The organism is Variovorax sp. Varisp41, assembly GCF_047325085.1.
In the GTDB taxonomy this organism is placed as follows: domain Bacteria; phylum Pseudomonadota; class Gammaproteobacteria; order Burkholderiales; family Burkholderiaceae_C; genus Variovorax.
The window spans coordinates 6,152,268-6,175,253 of record NZ_CP168540.1; the positions used below are offsets into that span (position 1 = coordinate 6,152,268).

22 protein-coding genes and 1 tRNA gene are annotated in these 22,986 nt (G+C 67.7%); 14 read left to right on the forward strand and 9 right to left on the reverse strand.

The features are described 5' to 3' along the window. Nucleotides 1-68: 68 nt before the first annotated feature. Both ACEN9J_RS28545 and ACEN9J_RS28550 read right to left on the reverse strand, forming a co-directional pair. Nucleotides 69-1,184 (reverse strand): acyl-CoA dehydrogenase family protein, encoded by a 1,116-nt coding sequence (locus ACEN9J_RS28545; RefSeq protein ID WP_413762681.1) that lies wholly within the window; start codon nucleotides 1,182-1,184, stop codon nucleotides 69-71. Between the two features lie 12 nt (nucleotides 1,185-1,196). Continuing rightward, a complete protein-coding gene (locus ACEN9J_RS28550; protein WP_261215643.1) occupies nucleotides 1,197-2,378 on the reverse strand; it encodes an acyl-CoA dehydrogenase family protein in 1,182 nt (393 codons plus the stop codon). 186 nt (nucleotides 2,379-2,564) lie between these two features. Between ACEN9J_RS28550 and purN the strand changes: the two genes are divergently transcribed. Together purN and ACEN9J_RS28560 are read left to right on the forward strand one after the other, a co-directional pair. Further along, nucleotides 2,565-3,161, forward strand: a complete 597-nt coding sequence (gene purN, locus ACEN9J_RS28555) for a phosphoribosylglycinamide formyltransferase (protein ID WP_413762682.1) — start codon at nucleotides 2,565-2,567, stop codon at nucleotides 3,159-3,161. An 82-nt stretch (nucleotides 3,162-3,243) separates the two neighbouring features. Next, nucleotides 3,244-3,513: an I78 family peptidase inhibitor gene (locus ACEN9J_RS28560; RefSeq protein WP_413762683.1), complete on the forward strand. Its 270-nt coding sequence runs from the start codon at nucleotides 3,244-3,246 to the stop codon at nucleotides 3,511-3,513. 15 nt (nucleotides 3,514-3,528) lie between these two features. On the opposite strand, the gene ACEN9J_RS28565 is transcribed toward ACEN9J_RS28560, so the two are convergent. Continuing rightward, on the reverse strand, nucleotides 3,529-3,768 hold the full coding sequence (locus tag ACEN9J_RS28565) for a DUF1653 domain-containing protein (protein WP_413762684.1): 240 nt from the start codon (nucleotides 3,766-3,768) through the stop codon (nucleotides 3,529-3,531). Between the two features lie 70 nt (nucleotides 3,769-3,838). Here ACEN9J_RS28565 and ACEN9J_RS28570 point away from each other — a divergent pair, with 70 nt between their 5' ends. The 3 genes from ACEN9J_RS28570 to ACEN9J_RS28580 all read left to right on the forward strand — a co-directional run bounded on the left by ACEN9J_RS28570 (nucleotide 3,839) and on the right by ACEN9J_RS28580 (nucleotide 8,340). Then, complete coding sequence (locus ACEN9J_RS28570; protein ID WP_057595025.1) at nucleotides 3,839-5,692, forward strand: M48 family metallopeptidase; 1,854 nt, start codon at nucleotides 3,839-3,841, stop codon at nucleotides 5,690-5,692. A gap of 28 nt (nucleotides 5,693-5,720) precedes the next feature. Then, the gene (locus ACEN9J_RS28575) at nucleotides 5,721-6,992 is read left to right on the forward strand and encodes an RsmB/NOP family class I SAM-dependent RNA methyltransferase (RefSeq protein WP_261215652.1); all 1,272 of its coding nucleotides are present in this window, start codon (nucleotides 5,721-5,723) and stop codon (nucleotides 6,990-6,992) included. 133 nt (nucleotides 6,993-7,125) lie between these two features. Beyond that, nucleotides 7,126-8,340, forward strand: a complete 1,215-nt coding sequence (locus ACEN9J_RS28580) for a fatty acid desaturase (RefSeq protein WP_057595023.1) — start codon at nucleotides 7,126-7,128, stop codon at nucleotides 8,338-8,340. Between the two features lie 142 nt (nucleotides 8,341-8,482). Here ACEN9J_RS28580 and rpmG read toward each other — a convergent pair whose 3' ends face one another. From rpmG to trxB, 3 genes are all read right to left on the reverse strand, one after another. Further along, nucleotides 8,483-8,656: a 50S ribosomal protein L33 gene (rpmG, locus tag ACEN9J_RS28585; RefSeq protein WP_007830291.1), complete on the reverse strand. Its 174-nt coding sequence runs from the start codon at nucleotides 8,654-8,656 to the stop codon at nucleotides 8,483-8,485. Nucleotides 8,657-8,667: 11 nt separating this feature from the next. Further along, nucleotides 8,668-8,901: a 50S ribosomal protein L28 gene (gene rpmB / locus ACEN9J_RS28590; protein ID WP_028251282.1), complete on the reverse strand. Its 234-nt coding sequence runs from the start codon at nucleotides 8,899-8,901 to the stop codon at nucleotides 8,668-8,670. 235 nt (nucleotides 8,902-9,136) lie between these two features. Continuing rightward, nucleotides 9,137-10,096 carry a thioredoxin-disulfide reductase gene (gene trxB, locus ACEN9J_RS28595; protein ID WP_057595022.1) on the reverse strand — a complete coding sequence of 320 codons (960 nt, stop codon included), beginning with the start codon at nucleotides 10,094-10,096 and terminating at the stop codon, nucleotides 9,137-9,139. Between the two features lie 188 nt (nucleotides 10,097-10,284). Here trxB and ACEN9J_RS28600 point away from each other — a divergent pair, with 188 nt between their 5' ends. The 8 genes from ACEN9J_RS28600 to ACEN9J_RS28635 all read left to right on the forward strand — a co-directional run bounded on the left by ACEN9J_RS28600 (nucleotide 10,285) and on the right by ACEN9J_RS28635 (nucleotide 19,612). Next, a complete protein-coding gene (locus tag ACEN9J_RS28600; RefSeq protein ID WP_057595021.1) occupies nucleotides 10,285-10,959 on the forward strand; it encodes a Crp/Fnr family transcriptional regulator in 675 nt (224 codons plus the stop codon). Nucleotides 10,960-11,095: 136 nt separating this feature from the next. Continuing rightward, nucleotides 11,096-13,531, forward strand: coding sequence for a DNA translocase FtsK (locus ACEN9J_RS28605; protein ID WP_413762685.1), 2,436 nt, complete (start codon nucleotides 11,096-11,098; stop codon nucleotides 13,529-13,531). Nucleotides 13,532-13,686: 155 nt separating this feature from the next. Next, complete coding sequence (lolA, locus tag ACEN9J_RS28610; RefSeq protein WP_057595019.1) at nucleotides 13,687-14,325, forward strand: outer membrane lipoprotein chaperone LolA; 639 nt, start codon at nucleotides 13,687-13,689, stop codon at nucleotides 14,323-14,325. Between the two features lie 28 nt (nucleotides 14,326-14,353). Continuing rightward, the gene (locus ACEN9J_RS28615) at nucleotides 14,354-15,646 is read left to right on the forward strand and encodes a replication-associated recombination protein A (protein WP_057595018.1); all 1,293 of its coding nucleotides are present in this window, start codon (nucleotides 14,354-14,356) and stop codon (nucleotides 15,644-15,646) included. A 241-nt stretch (nucleotides 15,647-15,887) separates the two neighbouring features. Then, nucleotides 15,888-16,817, forward strand: a complete 930-nt coding sequence (locus tag ACEN9J_RS28620; RefSeq protein WP_057595017.1) for a branched-chain amino acid ABC transporter permease — start codon at nucleotides 15,888-15,890, stop codon at nucleotides 16,815-16,817. Between the two features lie 14 nt (nucleotides 16,818-16,831). Then, nucleotides 16,832-18,040: a branched-chain amino acid ABC transporter permease gene (locus tag ACEN9J_RS28625; protein ID WP_296740943.1), complete on the forward strand. Its 1,209-nt coding sequence runs from the start codon at nucleotides 16,832-16,834 to the stop codon at nucleotides 18,038-18,040. A 17-nt stretch (nucleotides 18,041-18,057) separates the two neighbouring features. Next, entirely contained in the window at nucleotides 18,058-18,834 is a 777-nt protein-coding gene (locus ACEN9J_RS28630; protein WP_057595043.1) for an ABC transporter ATP-binding protein, read from the forward strand. Between the two features lies 1 nt (nucleotide 18,835). Further along, complete coding sequence (locus ACEN9J_RS28635; RefSeq protein WP_057595015.1) at nucleotides 18,836-19,612, forward strand: ABC transporter ATP-binding protein; 777 nt, start codon at nucleotides 18,836-18,838, stop codon at nucleotides 19,610-19,612. An 84-nt stretch (nucleotides 19,613-19,696) separates the two neighbouring features. On the opposite strand, the gene ACEN9J_RS28640 is transcribed toward ACEN9J_RS28635, so the two are convergent. Continuing rightward, the gene (locus ACEN9J_RS28640) at nucleotides 19,697-20,680 is read right to left on the reverse strand and encodes a Bug family tripartite tricarboxylate transporter substrate binding protein (RefSeq protein WP_209547380.1); all 984 of its coding nucleotides are present in this window, start codon (nucleotides 20,678-20,680) and stop codon (nucleotides 19,697-19,699) included. Between the two features lie 73 nt (nucleotides 20,681-20,753). Next, on the reverse strand, nucleotides 20,754-21,818 hold the full coding sequence (locus ACEN9J_RS28645; RefSeq protein WP_413762686.1) for a CDP-6-deoxy-delta-3,4-glucoseen reductase: 1,065 nt from the start codon (nucleotides 21,816-21,818) through the stop codon (nucleotides 20,754-20,756). 64 nt (nucleotides 21,819-21,882) lie between these two features. On the opposite strand from ACEN9J_RS28645, the gene ACEN9J_RS28650 reads away from it, so the two are divergent. Next, on the forward strand, nucleotides 21,883-22,815 hold the full coding sequence (locus ACEN9J_RS28650) for an NAD-dependent epimerase/dehydratase family protein (protein WP_413762687.1): 933 nt from the start codon (nucleotides 21,883-21,885) through the stop codon (nucleotides 22,813-22,815). A gap of 49 nt (nucleotides 22,816-22,864) precedes the next feature. Here the strand turns inward: ACEN9J_RS28650 and ACEN9J_RS28655 are convergent. Next, nucleotides 22,865-22,949 (reverse strand) — tRNA-Leu (locus ACEN9J_RS28655). Between the last annotated feature and the right edge of the window lie 37 nt (nucleotides 22,950-22,986).

The window sequence follows — 22,986 nt, forward strand, 5'->3', positions numbered from 1 at the left end:
CGTTCCGAATGAAAAACGCCCGCCGGCGCGAAGGCGGGCGGGCGCTGGATGCTAAGAGAAAAGCGGCGTCAGGCGAAGACGCCGGCCGTGTCCTGCATGCGCGCCGACACCTCGCCCAGGTGGTGGAAGCTGTCGCCGAAGCTCATCTCGAGCTGCGTGAGCTTGCGGAAGTAGTGGCTGCCGATGTATTCGTCGGTCACGCCGATGCCGCCATGCAGCTGCACCGAGTTCTGGCCCACGAAGCGCATCGACACGCCGAGCTGGTACTTGGCGCGCGCCAGCGCCTGGCGCCGCTCGGCCGCGGGGGCGTTGAGCTTGAGCGTGGCGTAGTAGCTCATCGAGCGCGCGAGCTCGAGCTGCATCTTCATGTCGGCGACGCGGTGGCGCAGCGCCTGGAAGCTCGAGATGACCACGCCGAACTGCTTGCGCTGGTTCATGTAGTCGACCGTCACGTCCAGCGTCTTGTCGAGCACGCCCACCGCTTCGGCGCAGGTGGCGGCGATGCCGACGTCGACCGCGTATTCGAGGGCCGCGAGGCCATCGGCCGTGACCAGCGTGGCGTCGGCCTTGTCGAACACCACCTCGGCGGCGCGGCTGCCGTCCTGCGTGCCGTAGCCGCGTGCTTCCACGCCGCTGGCGCTGCGCTCGACGAGGAACAGGGCGATCTTGCCGTCGGCCTGGGCGGGCACGAGGTAGGCATCGGCCTGGTCGCCGATGGCCACCAGGCTCTTGGCGCCGGTCAGGCTCCAGCCTTCGCCGGCCTTCACCGCCTGGGCTTCGCAGACGTCGAGGCGGTAGCGCGCCTTGCGTTCCTGGTAGGCCAGCACCACGATGGCCTCGCCGCCCGCGATGCGCGGCAGCCAGGCCTTCTTGAGCGCGTCGCCCGCGTAGCCGCCGAGCACGGCGCCGGCGATCAGCGTCTGCGCGAAGGGCTCGAGCACGATGCCGCGGCCCAGTTCTTCCATCACGACCATGCCGGCCACCGGGCCCATGCCCAGGCCGCCGTCGTCCTCGGAAATGTAGAGGCCGCCGAGGCCGAGCTCGGCCAGTTCGTCCCAGGCCTCGCGCGAGAAGCCGCCCTTGGCCTCGATGCCGCGGCGGCGCTCGAAGTCATAGCCCTTGTCGACCCATTTGCGGACGGCGTCGCGCAGTTGTTCCTGGTCGTCGGTGAAATTGAAATCCATGTCTTTGTCTCCTCAGCCCAGCACCGTCTGCGCGACGATGTTGCGTTGCACTTCGTTCGAGCCGCCGTAGATGGTGGTCTTGCGCATGTTGAAGAAGGTCGACGACAGCGGCGCGAGCGCCGGGTTGCCGCCCGGGAAGTTGCCCTGCCAGCCGGCGGCCATGGCTTCGCGGATCAGCGGCAGCGAATACGGACCGCCCGCGAGCATCATCAGTTCGCTGTAGCGCTGCTGGATCTCGCTGCCGCGGATCTTGAGCAGGCCGGCCACGTCGAGCGAGTTCTTGCCCGAGGTGGCGGCCGACAGCACGCGCAGCACCATCATCTCGAGCGCGACGATGTCGACCTCGAGCCTGGCGATCTCGTCGCGGAAGCGGGCGTCGTCGTACACGCCCTCGGTCTTCGCGATGCGCTTGAGGCGCTCGAGCTCGCGCTTGGCGCGGTTGACGTCGGCGATGTTGGTGCGCTCGTGCGAGAGCAGGTGCTTGGCGTAGGTCCAGCCCTTGTTCTCCTCGCCGATCAGGTTCTCGGCCGGCACCTCGACGTTGTCGAAGAACACCTCGTTGACTTCATGGCCGCCGTCGAGCAGCTTGATCGGGCGCACGGTGACGCCGGGCGACTTCATGTCGAGCAGCAGGAAGCTGATGCCGGTCTGGGGCTTGCCCTCGCTGCTGGTGCGCACGAGGTTGAACATCCAGTCGCCGTACTGGCCGAGCGTGGTCCAGGTCTTCTGGCCGTTGACGATGTACTTGTCGCCCTGGCGTTCGGCCTTGGTCTTGAGCGAGGCGAGGTCGGAGCCCGAGCCCGGTTCGCTGTAGCCCTGGCTCCACCAGACCTCGCCGCTGGCGATGCCGGGCAGGAAGCGCTTCTGCTGCTCGGGGCTGCCGAAGGCCATGATGACCGGGGCCACCATCACCGGGCCGAAGGGCACGATGCGCGGCGCGCCGGCCAGCGCGGTCTCTTCCTCGAACAGGTGGCGCTGCACGGCGGTCCAGCCGGGACCGCCGAATTCCTTGGGCCAGCCGTAGCCCAGCCAGCCCTTTTTGCCGAGGATCTTGGCCCAGGTCTGCATATCGTCGCGCGTGAGTTCCAGCGCGTTGTGGACCTTGGTGGAGATTTCCTTGGGAAGGTTTTCTTTGACCCATGCGCGAATCTCTTCGCGGAACTGCTGTTCTTCGGGCGTGAAGCTCAAATCCATGCGTGCCTCGCTGTGTTGATCGTCGGTGCACCGCAGACGCGGCGTGTCTCCGGAGCCATGAGTTTTAGCACGGTCGTGCTGCAAATTGCTGTCCGCGCGGCGACAAGTCTGGGTGCGCGGACCTTGCGCGGCAAGGGGCGGGGCCGGAAAAGGCGCCGTGCGCGGGCACGGATAATCCCGCCTCCCATGAAGAACATCGTGATCCTGATCTCCGGCGGCGGCTCCAACATGGAGGCCATCGTGCGCGCCGCGGCGCGCGACCGCTGGGCCGAGCGTTTCGGCGCCCGCGTCGCCGCCGTCGTCAGCAACAAGGCGGAGGCGGGCGGCCTGGCGCTGGCCCGGGCGCAGGGCATCGCGACCGCGGTGGTGCCGCACAAGGATTTCGAGAGCCGCGAAGCCTTCGACCAGGCGCTCGCCGCGGCGGTCGACGCGCACGCACCGGCACTGGTGGTGCTCGCGGGCTTCATGCGCATCCTGACGCCCGGTTTCGTCGAGCGCTATGCCGGGCGGCTGGTGAACATCCATCCCTCGCTGCTGCCGGCGTTTCCGGGCCTGCACACCCACCAGCGAGCGATCGATGCGGGCTGCAAGGTGGCGGGCGTCACGGTGCACCAGGTCACGACCGAGCTCGACCATGGCCCGATCCTGGCCCAGGCCGTGGTGCCGGTGCTGCCCGACGACACGGCGGCGGCGCTCGCCGGCCGGGTGCTCGCGCAGGAGCACCAGTTGTATCCACGCGCCATCGCCCAGTGGCTGATGGATACATCAGGACACAATCCGTAAAGAACTTGTTTATATTCGCGGGTTTTCGGGAGTCGCAGTGAAAACCCAATCGCTACTGTCCACGATCGCCGGTGCCGCCCTGATGGCAGGCTGTGCCGCTCCGGCCCCGCCGCCGCCCGCCGCGCCGGCGCCGCCGCCCGCCCCGGTGTTCCAGTGCGGAGCCGACGGTGCCCGTTTCGCCGTGGGCCAGCAGCTCACGCCGCAGCTCGAAGCCGCCGCCAAGGTGCGCGCGGGCGCCGGCACGGTGCGCGTGCTCAAGCCCGGCGATGCCGCGACCACCGAACTCGATGGCGGGCGCCTGAACCTCGACGTCGATGCCCGCAACCGGGTGACCGACGTCCGCTGCGGCTGAGCGGTCCGTGCCGCTTCAGCCGTCGATCCGCGCGAAGCGCGGCCGCGGCCGGCCATCGATGTCCACGGTTTCCCCGAACATCGCGGCCGGACGTACCCACAGGCCCCGGGCGCCGTAGAGCGCGCGGTAGAGCGTCATCGGTTCCAGGGTCTCGCTGTGGCGCACGGTGCCCAGCACCTCGTATTCCCCGCCCTTGTAGTGGCGGTAGCGGCCCGGCGGGGTTTCGATCAGGGGCGGCAGGTCGTCGTCGGTCACGGGGTCGTTTCTTTCTTTGTCAGGAGTCGGGGCCGCCGGCAGGCATGCCGGGGCCGGCGGAAATACCGGAATGGATCGCGCTGATTTTGTCCACCTCGTCCGGCTGAGCGAGCATGCCAGCGCGGAGGACAGCGCGCGTTACCGCCGCGGCGTGGCGGCGTTCGCGGCGCTGGGCTATCTGTGGGTGCTGGCCTGTCTCGGGCTGGCGATGGGGCTGATCGTCTGGGTCGCCGTGTCGCTCGGCGACGGCGGGTTCAGCGTCTCGCGCGGCTGGCTGCTGCTGTTCGGCCTGGGCCTGCTGTGGGCCACCGTGCGGGCGCTGTGGGTGCGCTTCGACGAGCCGCACGGCCTGGAGCTCTCGCGCGAGGACGCGCCCCAGCTGTTCGAGGCGCTCGACCGCATCCGCGGCAAGATCAAGGGGCCGCCGGTCCACCATGTCTACCTCGACGACGACTTCAACGCCAGCATCCGCCAGGTGCCGCGCTTCGGGCTCTTCGGCGGCGCGGTCAATTCGCTGAGCATCGGGCTGCCGCTCCTGATGATGCTCGACCGGCGGCGGCTGCTGTCGGTGCTCGCGCACGAGTACGGCCACCTGCGCGGCAACCACGGCAAGCTCAGCGCCTGGATCTACCGCACGCGGCTGTCGTGGCTCAAGCTCGATGCCAACCTGCAGCGCAACGAAGGCGTGATGGCGATCGTCTCGCAGGCCTTCTTCCGCTGGTATTTCCCGCGCTTCGCGGCCAAGACCTTCGCGCTCGCGCGGCAGGACGAGTACGAGGCCGACCGCATCTCGGGCCGGCTGCTCGGCACCTCGGTGGCGGCCGCGGCGCTGACCGAGATCTCGATCAAGGCCAGCTGGTACGCGAACGAGTTCTGGCCCTGGCACTGGGCCCGGGCCGAGCGCGAGCCGCTGCCGCCGGGGCCCTTCGCGGGGCTGCGCGAATGCGTCGCGACGCCGCCGGGGCCGGAGTTCGCGCGCCAGGCGCTGCGCGAGGCGATGCGCCGCGTCAGCGATTTGGAAGACACCCATCCGGTGCTGCGCGACCGGCTCGAGGCGCTGCGCCAGAAGGCGACGGTGCCGGCCTGGTCGAAGCGGCCGGCGCTCGAGATGCTGGTCGACGGCCCGCGCTGGATCGCGCACTTCGACGCCCAGTGGCGCCAGGCCCATGCCGCCGACTGGAAGCAGCATCACGCGCACCGCTCGCGCATCCGCGAGCGCATCGCCGTGCTGGCGGCGCGCGGCGAGCGCAATACGCCCGACGAGTGGGTCGAGTGGGCCGATGCCGAGCGCCGCCTCGACACCTCGGCGCCCGTGCGCGAGCACTACGAGCGCGCGCTGCGGATCGCGCCCGAGCATCCGGGTGCCTTGCGCGGCCTGGCGCAGATGATTCCGCCGACCGAGCGCGAGGCGCGGCTCGCGGTGCTCGAGCGGCTGCACGAATCGGGCTCCGCCAGCCGCTGGTGGGCGGCGCGCAATGCGGTGGCGGTGCTCGAGAACCCCGATGCCGGCCCGCACGACGAGGCGGGCCTCAAGCACTGGCGCGGCCGCCTGAAGGAGGCCGAGGAGGCCGAGGCGCGCGCCTGGGAGGAACTGACCGAGACGCCGTGCTTCGCCCAGATCGGCCGGCACGACCTCAACGAACACGAGCTCGACGAGCTGCGGGCCGACCTCGTGCGCAACCTGCCGGTGTCGCGCGCCTGGCTGGTGCGCAAGAACCTGCGCGAGTTTCCGTGGCGCCGCGCCTTCGTCGTCTTCGTCGAGCTGCCGGGCCTGGACGACGAGGAGCGCTGGCAGCTGTGCCGCCAGCTCGAGCAGACGCTGAGCCTGCCCGGCGTGGCCCTGGTGCTGTGGGCCGGGCATTCGCCGACCTTGGCGGACATCGAGCGGCAGGCTTTCGGTCCGGTCTGGACGCGCGGCGCCTGAGGCGGACGGCGGCTGAGACAATCGGGGCATGCACCCCAAAGCCCTGTTGGAGGCCACCGCCGATCTGGTCGGCCTGGTCCTGAAATTCGATCATCCCGCCGACCAGGTGGTTTCGCGCTTCTTCCGCGACCACCGCGAGTTCGGTCCGCGCGAGCGCGCCACCCTGGCCGAGACGGTCTACACCGTGCTGCGCAAGAAGCTGCTGTTCGATCACCTTTCGCCCTCGGGCAGCGGCCCGAAGGAGCGCCGGATGGCGATCCTGGGCTTCCATGGCCCGCGCGACTTCCTCAAGAGCGCGCTCAACGACACCGAGAAGCGCTGGCTCGACAACTGCGACGCGGTCAGCGAGGCCGACCTGCTCGAACGCCATCGCCACAACCTGCCCGAATGGCTGGTGGCGCCGCTCAAGAGCCAGCTCGGCGACGGCTTCTGGCCGCTGGTCCAGAGCCTGCAGCAGCCGGCACCGCTCGACCTGCGCGTCAATTCCTTGCACGACAAGCGAGCCGATGTGAAGGCGGAGCTTGCCAAGGCTGCTATCAAATCGGAAGCAACACCGTATTCGCCCTGGGGCCTGCGCCTCGAAGGCAAGCCCGCGCTGACCAAGCTCGATGCCTTCGTGCGCGGCGCCATCGAGGTGCAGGACGAGGGTTCGCAGCTGCTGGCGCTGCTGCTGGACGCCAAGCGCGGCGAGATGGTGGTCGATTTCTGCGCGGGCGCCGGCGGCAAGACGCTGGCGATCGGCGCGGGCATGCGCAACACCGGACGGCTGTACGCCTTCGACACCTCGGCGCACCGCCTCGACGCGCTCAAGCCCCGGCTGGCGCGCAGCAAGCTCTCGAACGTGCATCCCGCCGCCATCGCGCACGAGCGCGACGACCGGGTGAAGCGGCTGGCGGGCAAGATCGACCGCGTGCTGGTCGACGCGCCGTGCTCGGGGCTCGGGACGCTGCGGCGCAATCCGGACCTCAAATGGCGCCAATCGGCCCAATCGGTGGAAGAACTGACCGTGAAGCAGGCGGCGATCCTGCAGAGCGCGGCCCGGCTCGTGAAGTCGGGCGGGCGGCTGGTCTACGCCACCTGCAGCGTGCTGCCCGAAGAGAACGAGGCCATCGCGGAGGCTTTCGGCGCCGCGAATCCCGATTTCGTGCCCGTGGACGCGGCGGAACTGCTGCAGGGCCTCAAGGTGGAGCAGGGCGACAGCCTGGTCGCGGGCGGCGCCGACGGACGGCGTTACCTGCGCCTGTGGCCCCATCTGCACGCCACCGACGGTTTCTTTGCCGCCGTGTGGAACCGCAAATAGGTACGGGGCTCCAAAGTTAGGGTAAATCTGCGCAAACCATGGGGTGAAAGGTGAGTGATTCCTGACCCCCGGCTTTAAAATTGCGAGTTACCTGGAAGCCGCACCTTCGTGCGGTTATGGAGTACCTGACTCAATGTTGCTTCCTGACTCCGCCATCCTGAGCGCGGCCATCGACTGGCTCGGAAACGGCCTGTGGGATCTCACCTGGTGGCAGATCGTGCTGTACACGCTCGTCACCACGCACATCACGATCGCCGCCGTGACGATCTTCCTGCACCGGACGCAAACGCACCGGGCGATGGACCTCGGTCCGATCCCGTCGCATTTCTTCCGTTTCTGGCTCTGGATCGGCACCGGCATGGTGACGAAGGAGTGGGTCGCGATCCACCGCAAGCACCACGCCAAGTGCGAGAGCGAGGAAGATCCGCACAGCCCGCAGGTCAAGGGCATCGAGGAAGTGCTCTGGCGCGGCGCCGAGCTCTACCGCGCGGAGTCGAAGAACAAGGAAACGATGGAGCGCTACGGTCACGGCACGCCCGACGACTGGATCGAGCGCAACCTGTATTCGCGCTACAGCTGGCAGGGCGTGGGCCTGATGCTGGTGCTCAACCTGGCGCTGTTCGGCACGCTCGGCATGGCCGTGTGGGCGGTCCAGATGCTGTGGATCCCGATCACCGCCGCCGGCATCATCAACGGCATCGGCCACTACTGGGGCTACCGCAACTTCGAGGCGCCCGACGCCAGCCGCAACATCATGCCCTGGGGCCTGATCATCGGCGGCGAAGAGCTGCACAACAACCACCACACCTACCCGACCTCGGCCAAGTTCTCGGTCAAGAAGTACGAGTTCGACATCGGCTGGATCTACATCCAGATGATGCAGAAGATCGGCTGGGCCAAGGTCAAGAAGGTGCCGCCGAAGATGCTGATCGGCGACATCCAGCCCGTGGCCAACGAGAAGACGCTCGAGGCCGTGATCGCCAACCGCTACGAAGTGATGGCTGGTTTCGCGCGCGAGATGCGCCGCGCCACGCAAGAGGAAATCGCCGCGCTCAAGAGCAAGGGCGCCGACCTCTCGGCGCTGAAGGCCGCCAAGCGCTGGATGCACCGCGACGACGACAAGGTGCCCGCCTCGGCCCGCTCGCACGTGGTGCAGGCCCGTGCCGCTCACCCGGTACTCGACAAGATGGCGACCATGCGCGAAGAACTGCGCCAGCTCTGGCTCAACACCTCGCACTCGCGCGAGCAACTGGCGGCCGACCTGGCGGCCTGGTGCCATCGCGCGGAAGCCAGCGGCATCGCAGGCCTGCGCGAGTTCTCGACGCGGCTGCGCTCGGCGCGCGCCTGAGGGAGCCTTTTCTCTCGTCAAAAAGCCGGCCTCGTGGCCGGCTTTTTTGTGCCCGTCGCATTTGCCCGTTGATCGAAATTCCAGACAAATAAAAAAGCCCGCGGCTTGCGCTGCGGGCTTTTTAGAAAGAATTCAGGCTGAATTACTTCAGCTTGATTTCCTTGTATTCGACGTGCTTGCGTGCCTTGGGGTCGAACTTCATGATCGACATCTTTTCAGGCATCGTCTTCTTGTTCTTGCTGGTCGTGTAGAAGTGGCCGGTACCCGCGGTGGATTCCAGCTTGATCTTTTCGCGTCCGCCTTTGCTCGTTGCCATGATTCAGCTCCTTAAGCTTGGCCGCGTGCACGCAGGTCTGCGAGCACGGCGTCGATGCCGTTCTTGTCGATCAGGCGCAGGGCAGCGCTCGAAACACGCAGGCGAACCCAGCGGTTTTCCGTTTCGACCCAGAAACGACGGTATTGCAGGTTCGGCAGGAACCGGCGCTTGGTTTTGTTGTTGGCGTGGGAAACGTTGTTTCCCACCATCGGGCCCTTGCCCGTGACTTCACATACGCGTGCCATGAGGACACTCTTTCTTGAACAGCTGGCACCGGCTCGACGGCAGTGGCCGAGGGTGTTTTGCAGCTTGACCTCGCCAGAAACGGGTGGCGGTACCCCGGATTGCCGCTGGCCCCAGGAGGGTGCGATTTCGGCAAAGCCTCGGATTATAGCCCTTTTGGCGGACCGGCAGGGAAGCCGAAGGCGGGGCCATGAAAAAGGCGGGCGCAAGGCCCGCCTCGTCGAGGAGCCTGGCGACTCAGAGCGTGCCGTCCTGCTCCAGGAAGCGCTGCGCATCGAGCGCGGCCATGCAGCCCGTGCCGGCGCTGGTGATGGCCTGGCGGTAGATGTGATCCTGCACGTCGCCGGCGGCGAACACGCCCGGCACGCTGGTCATGGTGGCGAAGCCCTGCAGGCCCGAACGCGTGACGATGTAGCCATCCTTCATGTCGACCTGGCCCTGGAAGATGTCCGTGTTCGGGTGGTGGCCGATCGCGATGAAGCAGCCCTTGAGGTCGATCTGTTCGGTCGCGCCGGTCTGCGTGTTCTTGATGCGGATGCCGGTCACGCCGGAATCGTCGCCCAGAACTTCGTCGAGCGTATTGTGTACTTTCAACTCGATTTTGCCCTCGGCTTCTTTTTCATGAAGCTTGTCGATCAGGATGGGTTCCGCGCGGAATTTGTCGCGGCGATGCACCAGCGTTACTTTTTTGGCGATATTCGAAAGATAAAGCGCTTCCTCGACCGCCGTATTGCCGCCGCCGATCACGCAGACTTCCTGCTCGCGATAGAAGAATCCGTCGCAGGTGGCGCAACCCGACACGCCGCGGCCCATGAACTTCTGTTCGGATTCGAGGCCCAGGTACTTGGCCGACGCGCCGGTGGCGATCACGAGCGCGTCGCAGGTGTAGGTGCCGCTGTCGCCGGTGAGCGTGAAGGGGCGCTTGCTCAGGTCGACCTTGTTGATGTGGTCGAACACGATCTGCGTCTTGAAGCGCTCGGCGTGCTCCAGGAAACGCTGCATGAGGTCGGGCCCCTGCACGCCATGCACATCGGCCGGCCAATTGTCGACCTCGGTGGTCGTCATCAATTGCCCGCCCTGGGCCATGCCGGTAATCAGCAAAGGCTGAAGATTTGCACGCGCCGCATAAACGGCGGCCGTATAACCGGCGGGACCTGAGCCCAGAATTAAAACCTTGGCATGTTGGGAAGCGGACATGGTGCGTAAAAACCTAGGAATTGCGCTGATTCAGCGTGTACATTTTGAGGGTGGTAGCGATACATGGGGAGTATCGCCGCTCGGATCAACCACCGAGTGCACGGTGTTTTCAATGCGCGCGATTGTAGTAATCCATCGGCGCGCCGATGGCCCGACCGCAGGAGCGCGCGGTACCAGGGATTGAATGAATGTCGATGCTGTCCAACCTTGAATTGCTCCGGCGCGTTCCGCTGTTCGCGTCGCTGACTCCTTCGCAGTCCGCAAGCATTGCGGATGCGATCATCAAGAAGCGCTTCAAGCGCGCGGAGGTCGTGGTCGAGCAGGGCAAGAAGTCCGATGCGCTCTACATCATCCTGACCGGGCGAGCGCGCGTGACCAGTGCCGACAGCCGCGGCCGCGAGGTCATCCTCGCCACGCTGCATCCCGGCGACTATCTGGGCGAGATGAGCCTGATCGACGACGAGCCGCATTCGGCCACGGTACGCACCGAGATCCAGTGCGACGTGCTGATGCTGGGCCGCGAAGCCTTCGCGCGCTGCCTGCCCGAGAACTCCTCGATGGCCTACAACATCATGCGCGGCCTGGTGCAGCGCCTGCGCCATGCCGACCGCAAGATCGAGTCGCTCGCGCTGATGGACGTCTACGGCCGTGTCGCGCGCTCGCTGCTCGAGTTCGCGGTCGACGATGGCGCCGGCAACCTCAAGGTGCGCGAGAAGATTTCGCGCCAGGACCTCGCGAAGATGGTCGGTGCCTCGCGCGAGATGGTGAGCCGCGTGATGAAGGATCTCGAGGAGCGCGGTTTCGTGCAGACCCTCGAGGACGGCTCGATGATCGTCAAGGAGCGCCTGCTGTCGCTGGCCTGAGCCGGCGCGAGGGCGTGAAAGAAGGTGTGAGCGAAACTGCCGCGGCCCGTGGACGCGGCAGAATAGCCGCGGCCCTTTTCGTTGTAGTGTTCGTGCCGCCAGACCCGCGTCCCGCCGGTCTGGCCGCCAGTATTTCATGACCTATTCGCTCAATACGCTTCACTCTTCCACGGCCGGCGAAGGTGCGCCCGTGCGTGTGCGGGCCATGCGCTTCGCCCACGAGATCACCCTGATCGCCGGTTTCGCGGCGCTGTTGTTCTGGCTGCTCGCCATGCTGAGCTTCACGCCCTCCGATGCGGCCTGGTCGACCTCGGGCACCGGCGGCGAGATCAAGAACTGGGGCGGCCGTATCGGCGCCTGGGTGGCCGACGGCAGCTACTTCCTTGCCGGCTACTCGGTCTGGTGGTGCCTGGCAGCCGGGCTGCGCGCCTGGCTGTCCTCGCTCGCGAGCTGGATGCGCGGCGGCGAGGAGGGCCCCCGGGGCGATCCCGCGCCGCGCGGCCGCTTCAACCGCAGCCGCCTGGCCTTCTGGTTCGGGCTCGTGCTGCTGCTGTGCGCGAGCACCATGCTCGAGTGGTCGCGCCTGTACCGGCTCGAGTCGCACCTGCCTGGCTCGGGCGGCGGCGCCATCGGCCTGCTGGTCGGTCCCGCGAGCGTGCGCTGGATGGGCTTCACGGGCTCGGCGCTGGTGGCCATCGCCGGCGGCGTGATCGGGTCGGCGCTGGTGTTCCGCTTCTCGTGGAGCCAGATTGCCGAGCGCATCGGCGCGCGCGTGTATTCGCTGTTCGAATCGCGGCGCGAGAAGCGCGAGGTCGCCGCCGACATCGCACTGGGCAAGAAGGCCGTGCGCGAGCGCCGCGCCGAGGTCGACGACGAGCCGGCCTATGTGCCGCGCGGCGCCGTCGAGCCCTCGATCGATGGCGAGCATCAGTCCGCCGCCGTGCCCGACATGGACGACCTGCGCATCGAGCCGCGCGCCAAGCGCCGCCCCGCATCGCCGCCGGTGCAGATCGAGCCCGCGATGACCGAGGTGCCCAAGAGCGACCGTGTCGCCAAGGAGCGCCAGAAGCCGCTGTTCAAGGAACTGCCCGACAACAAGCTGCCGCAGGTCGACCTGCTCGATGCCGCGCAGGCGCGCCAGGAGACCGTCTCCTCCGACACGCTCGAGATGACCTCGCGCATGATCGAGAAGAAGCTCAAGGACTTCGGCGTCGAGGTGCGCGTCGTGCTCGCCTCGCCCGGCCCGGTCATCACGCGCTACGAGATCGAGCCCGCCACCGGCGTCAAGGGCTCGCAGATCGTCAACCTCGCGAAGGACCTCGCGCGCTCGCTTTCGCTGGTGTCGATCCGCGTGGTCGAGACCATCCCGGGCAAGAACTACATGGCGCTCGAACTGCCGAACGCCAAGCGCCAGTCGATCAAGCTCAGCGAGATCCTCGGCTCGCAGGTCTACAACGAGGGCAAGTCGATGCTCACGATGGGCCTGGGCAAGGACATCATCGGCAACCCCGTGGTCGCCGACCTCGCGAAGATGCCGCACGTGCTGGTGGCCGGTACCACCGGTTCGGGCAAGTCGGTGGGTATCAACGCGATGATCCTGAGCCTGCTCTACAAGGCCGAGGCGCGCGACGTGCGCCTGCTCATGATCGACCCCAAGATGCTGGAAATGTCGGTCTACGAAGGCATCCCGCACCTGCTCGCACCCGTGGTCACCGACATGCGCCAGGCCGCGCACGGCCTCAATTGGTGCGTGGCCGAGATGGAGCGCCGCTACAAGCTCATGAGCAAGCTCGGCGTGCGCAACCTCGCGGGCTACAACACCAAGATCGACGAGGCCAAGGCGCGCGAGGAGTTCATCTACAACCCCTTCAGCCTCACGCCCGACGATCCCGAGCCGCTGCGCCGCGAGCCGCACATCGTGGTGGTGATCGACGAGCTGGCCGACCTGATGATGGTGGTCGGCAAGAAGATCGAAGAGCTGATCGCCCGCCTCGCGCAGAAGGCGCGCGCCGCCGGCATCCACCTGATCCTGGCCACGCAGCGCCCTAGCGTCGACGTGATCACCGGCCTCATCAAGGCCAACATCCCGACCCGCATCGCGTTCCAGGTCTCGAGCAAGATCGACAGCCGTACCATCCTCGACCAGATGGGTGCCGAGGCGCTGCTCGGCATGGGCGACATGCTCTACATGCCCAGCGGCACCGGCCTGCCGGTGCGCGTGCACGGTGCCTTCGTGAGCGACGAGGAAGTGCACCGCGTGGTGGCCTATCTGAAGAGCCAGGGCGAGCCCGACTACATCGAGGGCGTGCTCGAAGGCGGCACGGTCGACGGCGACGGTGACGGCGACCTGCTCGGCGGCGGCGGCGACAGCGAGAAGGACCCGATGTACGACCAGGCGGTCGAGGTGGTGCTCAAGAACCGCAAGGCCAGCATCTCGCTGGTGCAGCGCCACCTGAAGATCGGCTACAACCGCGCGGCGCGGCTGGTCGAGGACATGGAGAAGGCCGGCCTGGTGAGCGCCATGAGCGGCAGCGGCCAGCGCGAGATCCTCGTGCCCGCGCGCGCCGAATAGGCACGCCCACGCGATCCCGTGTCCGTTCCGTTACGTGTTGAGATACGGCTTGCACAAGCTCGCTGCCCATTGCAAATCTTCATCAAGCCCTACAAGGACGGCCATGGCCGCCGGGGTAAGGTCGATGCGGTGTTCAGCTTCGAAGGTTTGAAAGAATGAAGACTCGTCCCTGGCTCCTCGCGGGCCTTCTCCTCGCGTGCGGTGCCCATGCATGGGCCGGCGGCATGGAAAGCCTCGAGGCTTTCGTCAAGTCCGCCAAGTCCGGCCGCGCCGACTTCACCCAGACCGTGACCGCGCCGCCGCGCGACGGCCAGGCCGGCCGCGTCAAGACCTCGAGCGGCACCTTCGAATTCCAGCGACCCGGCCGCTTCAAGTTCGACTACAAGAAACCCTTCGCGCAAAGCATCGTGGCCGACGGCAAGACGCTGTGGCTCTACGACGCCGACCTCAACCAGGTCACGCAGCGCGCGCAGGCGCAGGCCCTGGGTTCGACGCCCGCGGCCCTGATCGCCGCCGCGCCCGACCTGCGCGCGCTGCAGGCCGACTTCGCGCTCGAGGCGGTGCCCGAGCGCGACGGCCTGCAATGGGTCAAGGCCACGCCGAAGAACAAGGACGGCCAGTTGCAGAACGTGCAGGTCGGCTTCCAGGGCGACGCGCTCGCGGCGCTCGAGATCCTCGACAGCTTCGGCCAGCGCTCGGTGCTCAAGTTCAGCAAGGTCGAGGTCAATCCCGCGCTGCCCGCCGCCACCTTCGACTTCAAGGTGCCCACCGGCGCGGACGTCGTCAAGCAGTAATCCACCCTCTCACCCGAACGTTTCGTCCTTGGCCGTCAGCTCGCATCAACCCCTGGCCGAGCGCCTGCGTCCGCGCACGCTCGGTGAAGTCATCGGCCAGCAGCACCTGCTCGGACCCGGCATGGCGCTGCGCATCGCCTTCGAGTCGGGCCAGCCGCATTCGTGCATCCTCTGGGGCCCGCCGGGCACCGGCAAGACCACCATCGCGCGGCTGATGGCCGATGCCTTCGATGCGCAGTTCCTGAGCATCAGCGCGGTGCTCGGTGGCGTGAAGGACATCCGCGAGGCGGTCGAGCGCGCGACCGCTGCGCGCGACGGGCTCGAGCAGCGGCGCACCATCGTCTTCGTCGACGAGGTGCACCGCTTCAACAAGAGCCAGCAGGACGCCTTCCTGCCGCACGTCGAGTCGGGCCTCTTCACCTTCATCGGCGCCACCACCGAGAACCCGTCGTTCGAGGTCAACTCGGCGCTGCTCTCGCGGGCCGCCGTGTATGTGCTGCAGTCGCTCGGCGAAGCCGACCTCAAGCAGATCGTCGCGAAGGCGCAGGCCATCGACGCATTGCCCGCCATCGAGGACGCCGCGCTCGAGCGCCTGATCGCCTATGCCGACGGCGATGCGCGCCGGCTGCTCAACACGCTCGAGACGCTGGCCGTCGCGGCACGCGCCGAGAAGCTCGAGGCCATCGGCGACGAATGGCTGCTGCGCGTGCTCGGCGAGCGCATGCGGCGCTACGACAAGGGCGGCGAGCAGTTCTACGACACCATCAGCGCGCTGCACAAGTCGGTGCGCGGCAGCGATCCAGATGCCGCGCTCTACTGGTTCGTGCGCATGCTCGACGGCGGCGCCGATCCGCGCTACATGGCGCGCCGGCTGGTGCGCATGGCGAGCGAGGACATCGGCCTGGCCGATCCGCGCGCGCTGCGGCTCGCGCTCGACGCGGCCGAGGTCTACGAGCGCCTGGGCACGCCCGAGGGCGAACTCGCGCTGGCCCAGTGCGTGGTCTACCTCGCGATGGCGCCCAAGTCGAACGCGGTCTACACGGCCTACAACGCGGTGCGCGCGCTGGTCAAGAAGGACAGCACGCGGCCCGTGCCCATGCATCTGCGCAATGCCCCGACCAAGCTAATGAAGGAGCTCGACTACGGCAAGGGCTATCGCTACGCGCACGACGAGGAGGGCGGTTTCGCGGCCGGCGAGCAGTACCTGCCCGATGGCCTGCAGGGTCAGGTCTTCTACGAACCGGTCGATCGCGGACTCGAGATCCGCATCGGCGAGAAGCTGCGCGAACTGCGCCGCCGGAACGCCGAACAGGGCGACTGATACGCCCTTGCGGCGTGCACGCAAGGCGTGCATGGATACAAGCGCAAAGCGCATGACGTCAGCGGGTAAACCCCCGTCGATGCGCACCAAATCGGCGCTGGCCCGTGACTACAATCCCGCCCACTAAATCGGCAGCCACCACATGCTGGCTGGTTTTTTGCTTGTCAAGCCAAGGCGCCAAACCGGTGCCACGGTGGGTGAATGGCACCCCGCAACGGTGCAACACAGAGGAATCTTCTTTATGGACATCTTGCTGCAGCAGATCATCAACGGTCTGGTTCTCGGCAGCATGTACGCCTTGATAGCCTTGGGCTACACCATGGTGTACGGCATCATCAATCTGATCAATTTCGCGCACGGTGAAGTGCTCATGGTGGGGGCGCTCACGAGCTGGTCCATCATCGGGCTCATGCAGTCGTCGATGCCCGGCACGCCGGGCTGGCTGATATTGATCATCGCGCTGGTCATCGCGTGCGTCGTCGCCGCCACGCTGAACTTCGTGATCGAGAAGGTCGCCTACCGGCCGCTGCGCAACTCGCCCAAGCTCGCACCGCTGATCACTGCCATCGGCATGTCGATCCTGCTGCAGACGCTGGCGATGATCATCTGGAAGCCCACCAACAAGGCCTACCCGACGCTGCTGCCCTCGGACCCCATCCACATCGCCGGCGCCGTCATCTCGCCGACGCAGGTGATGATCCTCGGCGTCACCGCGGTCTCGCTGGCCATCCTCATGTGGCTGGTCAATTACACGAAGCTCGGCCGCGCGATGCGCGCCACCGCCGAGAATCCGCGCGTGGCCGCGCTGATGGGCATCCGCCCCGACATGGTCATCTCGGCCACCTTCATCATCGGTGCCGTGCTCGCGGCCATCGCGGGCGTCATGTACGCCTCCAACTACGGCATCGCGCAGCACGCGATGGGCTTCCTTCCCGGCCTCAAGGCCTTCACCGCGGCCGTGTTCGGCGGCATCGGCAACCTCGCGGGAGCGGTCGTCGGCGGCCTCCTGCTGGGGCTCATCGAAGCCATCGGCTCGGGCTACATCGGCACCCTCACGGGTGGCGTGCTCGGCAGCAACTACAGCGACATCTTCGCGTTCATCGTGCTGATCGTGATGCTCACGCTGCGCCCCGCCGGCCTGCTCGGCGAACGTGTGGCCGACCGCGCCTGAAGGAACTTGCCATCATGAAGAACAGCAAGAACCTCGCGCTCTACCTGGTCGGCGTCATCGCCGTGCTCGCGCTGCCGCTGCTGCTGCAAAGCCAGGGCAATGCCTGGGTGCGCATCGCCGACATCGCACTGCTCTACGTGCTGTTGGCACTGGGCCTGAACATCGTGGTCGGCTACGCCGGCCTGCTCGACCTGGGCTACGTCGCCTTCTTCGCGGTCGGTGCCTACCTGTTCGCGCTCATGGGCTCGGGCCACCTGTCCGAGACCTTCGAGTGGTTCAAGGCCACCTTCCCGAACGGCATGCACACCTCGCTGCTGATCGTGATACCGCTGGCCTTCGTGCTGGCCGCGCTGCTCGGCGTGCTGCTCGGCGCGCCCACGCTGAAGCTGCGCGGCGACTACCTCGCGATCGTGACGCTGGGCTTCGGCGAAATCATCCGCGTGTTCCTGAACAACCTCGACCAGCCGATCAACATCACGAACGGTCCCAAGGGCATCACCTCGATCGACTCGATCAAGTTCTGGGGCCTCGACCTGGGCAAGGCGCTGAAGTTCGACGGCTTCACGATCTCCTCGGTCACGCTGTACTACTACCTGTTCCTCGCGCTGGTAGTGGTCACCATCGTGATCTCGCACCGCCTGCAGGTCTCGCGCATCGGCCGCGCCTGGATGGCCATCCGCGAGGACGAGATCGCCGCCAAGGCGATGGGCATCAACACCCGCAACATGAAGCTGCTGGCCTTCGGCATGGGCGCGAGCTTCGGCGGCGTGTCGGGCGCGATGTTCGCGGCCTTCCAGGGCTTCGTCTCGCCCGAGTCGTTCAGCCTCATGGAGTCGGTGATGATCGTCGCCATGGTCGTGCTCGGCGGCATCGGCCACCTGCCCGGCGTGATCCTGGGCGCCGTGCTGCTCGCGGCCCTGCCCGAGGTGCTGCGCTACGTCGCCGGCCCGCTGCAGGCGCTGACCGACGGCCGCCTCGACGCCTCCATCCTGCGCCAGCTGTTCATCGCGCTGGCCATGATCGTCATCATGCTGGTGCGTCCGCGCGGCCTGTGGCCCTCGCCCGAGCATGGCAAGACGCTGCAGCGCAAGGGCGCCGCGGCGGTCGACCCGGCCCATGCTGCGGTCGCGCCCGGCTCGCTGCAGACCCACGCGCCCGGCGTCGATTCGCCGGCCGACGAAGTGCCCGGTGGCGCCTCGCGTTCCATGTCGATCAATCCGTGAGCCAGGAGACGCATCCCATGAGCACGGCAGACACCATCCTCAACGTCCGCGGCATCTCCAAGCGCTTCGGCGGCCTGCAGGCCCTCTCGGACGTCGGCATCACCATCCAGCGCGGCCAGGTCTATGGCCTGATCGGCCCCAACGGCGCCGGCAAGACCACCTTCTTCAACGTCATCACCGGCCTGTACACGCCCGACAGCGGCAGCTTCGAGCTCGCCGGCAAGCCCTACCAGCCCACGGCCGTGCACGAGGTGGCCAAGGCCGGCATCGCGCGCACCTTCCAGAACATCCGCCTGTTCGCCGAGATGACGGCGCTCGAGAACGTGATGGTCGGTCGCCACATCCGCACCCGCTCCGGCGTGGTCGGCGCGATGCTGCGCACAGGCGCCTTCAAGGCCGAGGAGAAGGCCATTGCCCAGCGCGCGCAGGAACTGCTCGACTACGTGGGCATCGGCAAGTTCGCCGACTACAAGGCGCGTACCCTGAGCTACGGCGACCAGCGCCGCCTCGAGATCGCGCGCGCCCTGGCCACCGACCCGCAGCTGATCGCGCTCGACGAGCCCGCGGCCGGCATGAACATGACCGAGAAGGTCCAGCTGCGCGAGCTGATCGACCGCATCCGCCGCGACGACCGCACCATCCTGATCATCGAGCACGACGTGAAGCTGATCATGGGCCTGTGCGACCGCGTCACGGTGCTCGACTACGGCAAGCAGATCGCCGAAGGCACGCCGGCGGATGTACAGAAGAACGAAAAGGTGATCGAGGCTTACCTCGGCACCGGAGGACATTGAGATGAGCGCAGCAGTGCAAACCCAAGAGGAAGTCGCGGCGGGCGCTTCGCAACGCAAGGCCGCGGGCAAGGTGTTGCTCAAGGTCAGCGGCCTGAAGGTCGGCTACGGCGGCATCCAGGCCGTCAAGGGCGTGGACTTCGAGGTGCGCGAGGGCGAGCTGGTCTCGCTGATCGGCTCCAACGGCGCCGGCAAGACCACCACCATGAAGGCGATCACCGGCACGCTGCCCGCGGGCGCGGGCGACATCGAGTTCCTGGGCCGCAGCATCAAGGGCCGCGGCGCCTGGGACCTGGTGGGCGAGGGCCTGGTGATGGTGCCCGAGGGCCGCGGCGTGTTCACGCGCATGACGATCACCGAGAACCTGCAGATCGGCGCCTACATCCGCAAGGACAAGGCCGGCATCGCGAGCGACATGGAGCGCGTCTTCGTGACCTTCCCGCGGCTGCGCGAGCGCAAGGACCAGCTGGCCGGCACGATGTCGGGCGGCGAGCAGCAGATGCTGGCCATGGGCCGCGCATTGATGGCACGCCCCAAGGTGCTGCTGCTCGACGAACCCACCATGGGCCTGTCGCCGATCATGTGCGACAAGATCTTCGAGGTGGTGCAGGCCGTTGCCGCGCAGGGCGTGACCATCCTGCTGGTCGAGCAGAACGCCAACCGCGCGCTGCAGCTGGCCGACCGCGGCTACGTGATGGAGTCGGGCCTGATCACCATGTCGGGCGATGCCAAGGGCCTGCTCAGCGATCCGAAGGTGCGCGCGGCGTACCTGGGCGAGTAAGCGGCACGGTTGGCCTTTCGAGGCCACGCAAAAAAAGGGCGGCGGTGCGAGGCACCGGCCGCCCTTTGTCTTGTGGGTGCGAGCTCAGTCGACCTTCGCGCCCGTGGCCTTCACCACCTGCTCGTACTTGCCGAGCTCGCTCTTCATGAAGGCGCCGAACTGCGCGGGCGTGCTGGCCACCGGTTCGGCCAGCAGCAGCGCGAAGCGCGACTTCGTCTCCGGCGCGTTCAGTGCGTCGACGAAGGCATGGTTGAGCTTGGCGATCACGTCCGGCGGCGTGTGGGCCGGTGCGACCAGGCCCCACCAGGTGTCGATCGAGAAGTCCTTGAGCGTGTCCGACACCGGCGGCACCTCGGGCAGGGCGCTGCTGCGCTGCAGGGTGGTCACGGCGATCGCCTTGAGCTTGCCCGAGCGGATGTTGGGCGCGGCGGTGGCGAGGTTGTCGAAGTTGAAGTCGACCTGGCCCGACACCAGCGCCAACTGCGCCGGGTTGCCGCCGTTGTAGGGGATGTGCACCGCGAAGATGCCGGCGGCCTTCTTGAACATCTCGCCCGCCAGATGGCCGGCGCTGCCGTTGCCGCCGCTGCCGTAGTTGAGCTTTCCGGGGTTGGCCCGGGCGTAGGCGATCAGGTCCTTGAGCGTGGCGATCTTCAGGCGCTGCGCGGTCTCGGCGTTCATCACCAGTACGTTGGGCACGCGGACCATCTGCGTGATCGGCGCGAAGTCGGTCGCCGCGTTGAAGGGCATCTTGCTGTAGAGCCAGGGGTTCACCGCGTTGGTGGCGGTGGCGGCGATGCCGATGGTCAGGCCATCGGGCGCGGCCTTGGCGACGATGTCGGCGCCGATGTTGCCGCCCGCGCCGGGCTTGTTGTCGATGATCACCGGGCCGCCGAGCGTGTCGCGCACGCGTTCGGCCAGCGCGCGCGCCGTCACGTCGATGGGGCCGCCGGCCGCGTAGGGCACGACGAGGCGGATCGGCCGCTGCTGCTGGGCCAGGGCGGGGGCGCCGGTGGCCAGGGCGAGCGTGGAGAGGGCGAGGGTGGCGAGGAAGGTCTTGCGGGTTGTCATGCCCCGGATTGTCGGCGCGCCGCGCTGCGTCTGCAGCGTGGCTATCCCTAGCCGGCGCGCCGCCCGGCCACGCTCAGGGCAGTGCCTTGTCGGCCTCGGTGGTGAACGCGTCGGCGAAGAACTCTTCCTCGGGCAGGCCCGCGAGCGCCACGTAGTCGCGCTTGGCCGAGTCCACCACGATCGGCGCGCCGCAGGCATAGACCTGGTGGCCCGAGAGGTCGGCGAAGTCTTCCAGCACGGCGGCATGGACGAAGCCGGTGCGGCCGGTCCAGTTGTCCTCGGGCGTGGCGTTGGAGATCACCGGCACGTAGCGCAGGTTCGGCATCTGCGCGAGCTGCTCGCGCACCCAGTCGTCCATGTAGAGGTCCTCGGGCCGGCGGCCGCCCCAGTAGAGCGTGGCGGGGCGGTCGATGGCCTTGAACTTCATGTGTTCGAGCAGCGCCTTGATCGGCGCGAAGCCGGTGCCCGAGGCCAGCAGGATCAGCGGCTTGTCCGAGTCCTCGCGCAGGAAGAAGCTGCCGTAGGGGCCCTCGATGCGCAGGATCTCCTTTTCCTTCATGGTGAGGAACACGTGGTCGGTGAACTTGCCGCCCGGCAGGTGGCGCAGGTGCAGCTCGATGCCCGTGCCCGGCTCGCCCAGCGTGTGCGGCGCATTGGCCATCGAGTAGCTGCGGCGCGCGCCGTCGCGCAGGATGAATTCCACGTACTGCCCCGCGTAGAACTGCAGCGGCTCGCCGGCCGGCAGCTGCAGGCGCACCTGCATCACGTCGTGCGACTTGCGCGCGAGCGCGAGCACCCGCACCGGCATCTTGCGGATCGGATGGGCGCCGGCCTCGGTCACCTGGCGCGATTCGAGCACCACGTCGCTGCGCGCGCGGGCGCAGCAGGTCAGCACGAAACCCGCGAGCTGTTCCTCCGCGCTCAGGGCCTTGCTCTGGTGCGGGCCGAGCTCGACCTCGCCCGAGAGCTTGCGGCACTTGCACGAGCCGCAGGCGCCGTCCTTGCAGCCATAGGGCAGGCCGATGCCCTGGCGGATGCCGGCAGCGAGGATGGTTTCGTCGCCTTGCGCCACGAAATGGCGGCCGCTGGGTTCGACGGTGATGGAAAAGCCCGCCTCATGCGGCGCTGCAACAGTCATCGGTATTCTTCGGCTTGGATCAGCCCGTTACATGGGGGCTGAAAAAGAAAAGGGAACCCGAATTTTGCCTTCAATCCATAGCCCCTCCGGCGCGCTGCCGGCGCGCTTCCGCCGGACGCGTCTCCTGATCGTCGGCTGCGGCGACGTCGGCCAGCGCGTGGCGCGCGATCTGCGTGGGCGCGTGTCGCTGGTGGCGCTCACCTCCTCGGCCGAGCGCGTGAGCGCTTTGCGCGCCGCGGGCATCCGGCCGCTGATCGGCAATCTCGACGATCCGAAGACCCTGCGGCGCCTGTCGGCGCTGGGCACGCGCGTGCTGCACCTGGCGCCGCCGCCGCGCGACAGCGGCTCGGCCTGGTGGCGCGACCAGCGCACCGCCGCGCTGGTGCGCGCGCTGCGGCTGCGCGCGCTGCCCGACGCGCTGGTCTACGGCTCGACCAGCGGCGTCTATGGCGATTGCGGTGGCGCGCGCGTGAGCGAGACCCGCGCCGTGCGCCCCGACACGCCGCGCAGCCATCGGCGCGTCGATGCCGCGCGCGCCGTGCGCGGGTTCGGCCCCCGCACGGGCGTGCGCGCCAGCATCCTGCGCATCCCGGGCATCTACGCGCCCGACCGCGAAGGCGGCACGCCGCGCCAGCGGCTGCAGCGCGGCACGCCGGTGCTGCGGCGCGAGGACGACGTCTACACCAGCCACATCCATGCCGACGACCTCGCGCGCGCCTGCATCGCGGCGCTGTTCCGCGGCCGGCCGCAGCGCATCGTGCATGCCTCGGACGACACCGAGCTGCGCATGGGCGACTACATCGACCTCGCGGCCGACCTCTACGGCATGCCGCGCCCGCCGCGCGTGGCGCGCGAGGAGGCCGAGCGCCAGCTGCCGCTGCAACTGCTGAGCTTCATGGGCGAATCGCGCCGACTCGACAACACGCGGCTCAAGCGCGAGTTGCGCGTGCGGCTCGCGCATCCGACGGTGCATACCGGGCTGCGCGAGGAAATCTGAGAGGGGAGGCGGAGTCCGCGAAGGACACCGGAAAAGAAGGCGCCGTGTGTGGTGCCCGGGGCCGGAATCGAACCGGCACGCCTTGCGGCGGGGGATTTTGAGTCCCCTGCGTCTACCAATTTCACCACCCGGGCACGGCAGGAAGGAAGCCCAAAATTATGGCACAGTGGA

Bases quoted from the DNA above. Each gene is read 5' to 3' on its own strand.
- ACEN9J_RS28630 (WP_057595043.1), top strand. From the start codon at position 18,058: ATGAGCACGGCAGACACCATCCTCAACGTCCGCGGCATCTCCAAGCGC.
- ACEN9J_RS28560 (WP_413762683.1), top strand. From the start codon at position 3,244: ATGGCAGGCTGTGCCGCTCCGGCCCCGCCGCCGCCCGCCGCGCCGGCG.
- ACEN9J_RS28600 (WP_057595021.1), top strand. From the start codon at position 10,285: ATGTCGATGCTGTCCAACCTTGAATTGCTCCGGCGCGTTCCGCTGTTC.
- rpmB (WP_028251282.1), bottom strand. From the start codon at position 8,901: ATGGCACGCGTATGTGAAGTCACGGGCAAGGGCCCGATGGTGGGAAAC.
- ACEN9J_RS28550 (WP_261215643.1), bottom strand. From the start codon at position 2,378: ATGGATTTGAGCTTCACGCCCGAAGAACAGCAGTTCCGCGAAGAGATT.
- purN (WP_413762682.1), top strand. From the start codon at position 2,565: ATGAAGAACATCGTGATCCTGATCTCCGGCGGCGGCTCCAACATGGAG.
- lolA (WP_057595019.1), top strand. From the start codon at position 13,687: ATGAAGACTCGTCCCTGGCTCCTCGCGGGCCTTCTCCTCGCGTGCGGT.
- ACEN9J_RS28545 (WP_413762681.1), bottom strand. From the start codon at position 1,184: ATGGATTTCAATTTCACCGACGACCAGGAACAACTGCGCGACGCCGTC.
- ACEN9J_RS28635 (WP_057595015.1), top strand. From the start codon at position 18,836: ATGAGCGCAGCAGTGCAAACCCAAGAGGAAGTCGCGGCGGGCGCTTCG.
- trxB (WP_057595022.1), bottom strand. From the start codon at position 10,096: ATGTCCGCTTCCCAACATGCCAAGGTTTTAATTCTGGGCTCAGGTCCC.
- ACEN9J_RS28575 (WP_261215652.1), top strand. From the start codon at position 5,721: ATGCACCCCAAAGCCCTGTTGGAGGCCACCGCCGATCTGGTCGGCCTG.
- ACEN9J_RS28570 (WP_057595025.1), top strand. From the start codon at position 3,839: ATGGATCGCGCTGATTTTGTCCACCTCGTCCGGCTGAGCGAGCATGCC.
- ACEN9J_RS28580 (WP_057595023.1), top strand. From the start codon at position 7,126: ATGTTGCTTCCTGACTCCGCCATCCTGAGCGCGGCCATCGACTGGCTC.
- rpmG (WP_007830291.1), bottom strand. From the start codon at position 8,656: ATGGCAACGAGCAAAGGCGGACGCGAAAAGATCAAGCTGGAATCCACC.
- ACEN9J_RS28625 (WP_296740943.1), top strand. From the start codon at position 16,832: ATGAAGAACAGCAAGAACCTCGCGCTCTACCTGGTCGGCGTCATCGCC.
- ACEN9J_RS28620 (WP_057595017.1), top strand. From the start codon at position 15,888: ATGGACATCTTGCTGCAGCAGATCATCAACGGTCTGGTTCTCGGCAGC.
- ACEN9J_RS28640 (WP_209547380.1), bottom strand. From the start codon at position 20,680: ATGACAACCCGCAAGACCTTCCTCGCCACCCTCGCCCTCTCCACGCTC.
- ACEN9J_RS28645 (WP_413762686.1), bottom strand. From the start codon at position 21,818: ATGACTGTTGCAGCGCCGCATGAGGCGGGCTTTTCCATCACCGTCGAA.
- ACEN9J_RS28605 (WP_413762685.1), top strand. From the start codon at position 11,096: ATGACCTATTCGCTCAATACGCTTCACTCTTCCACGGCCGGCGAAGGT.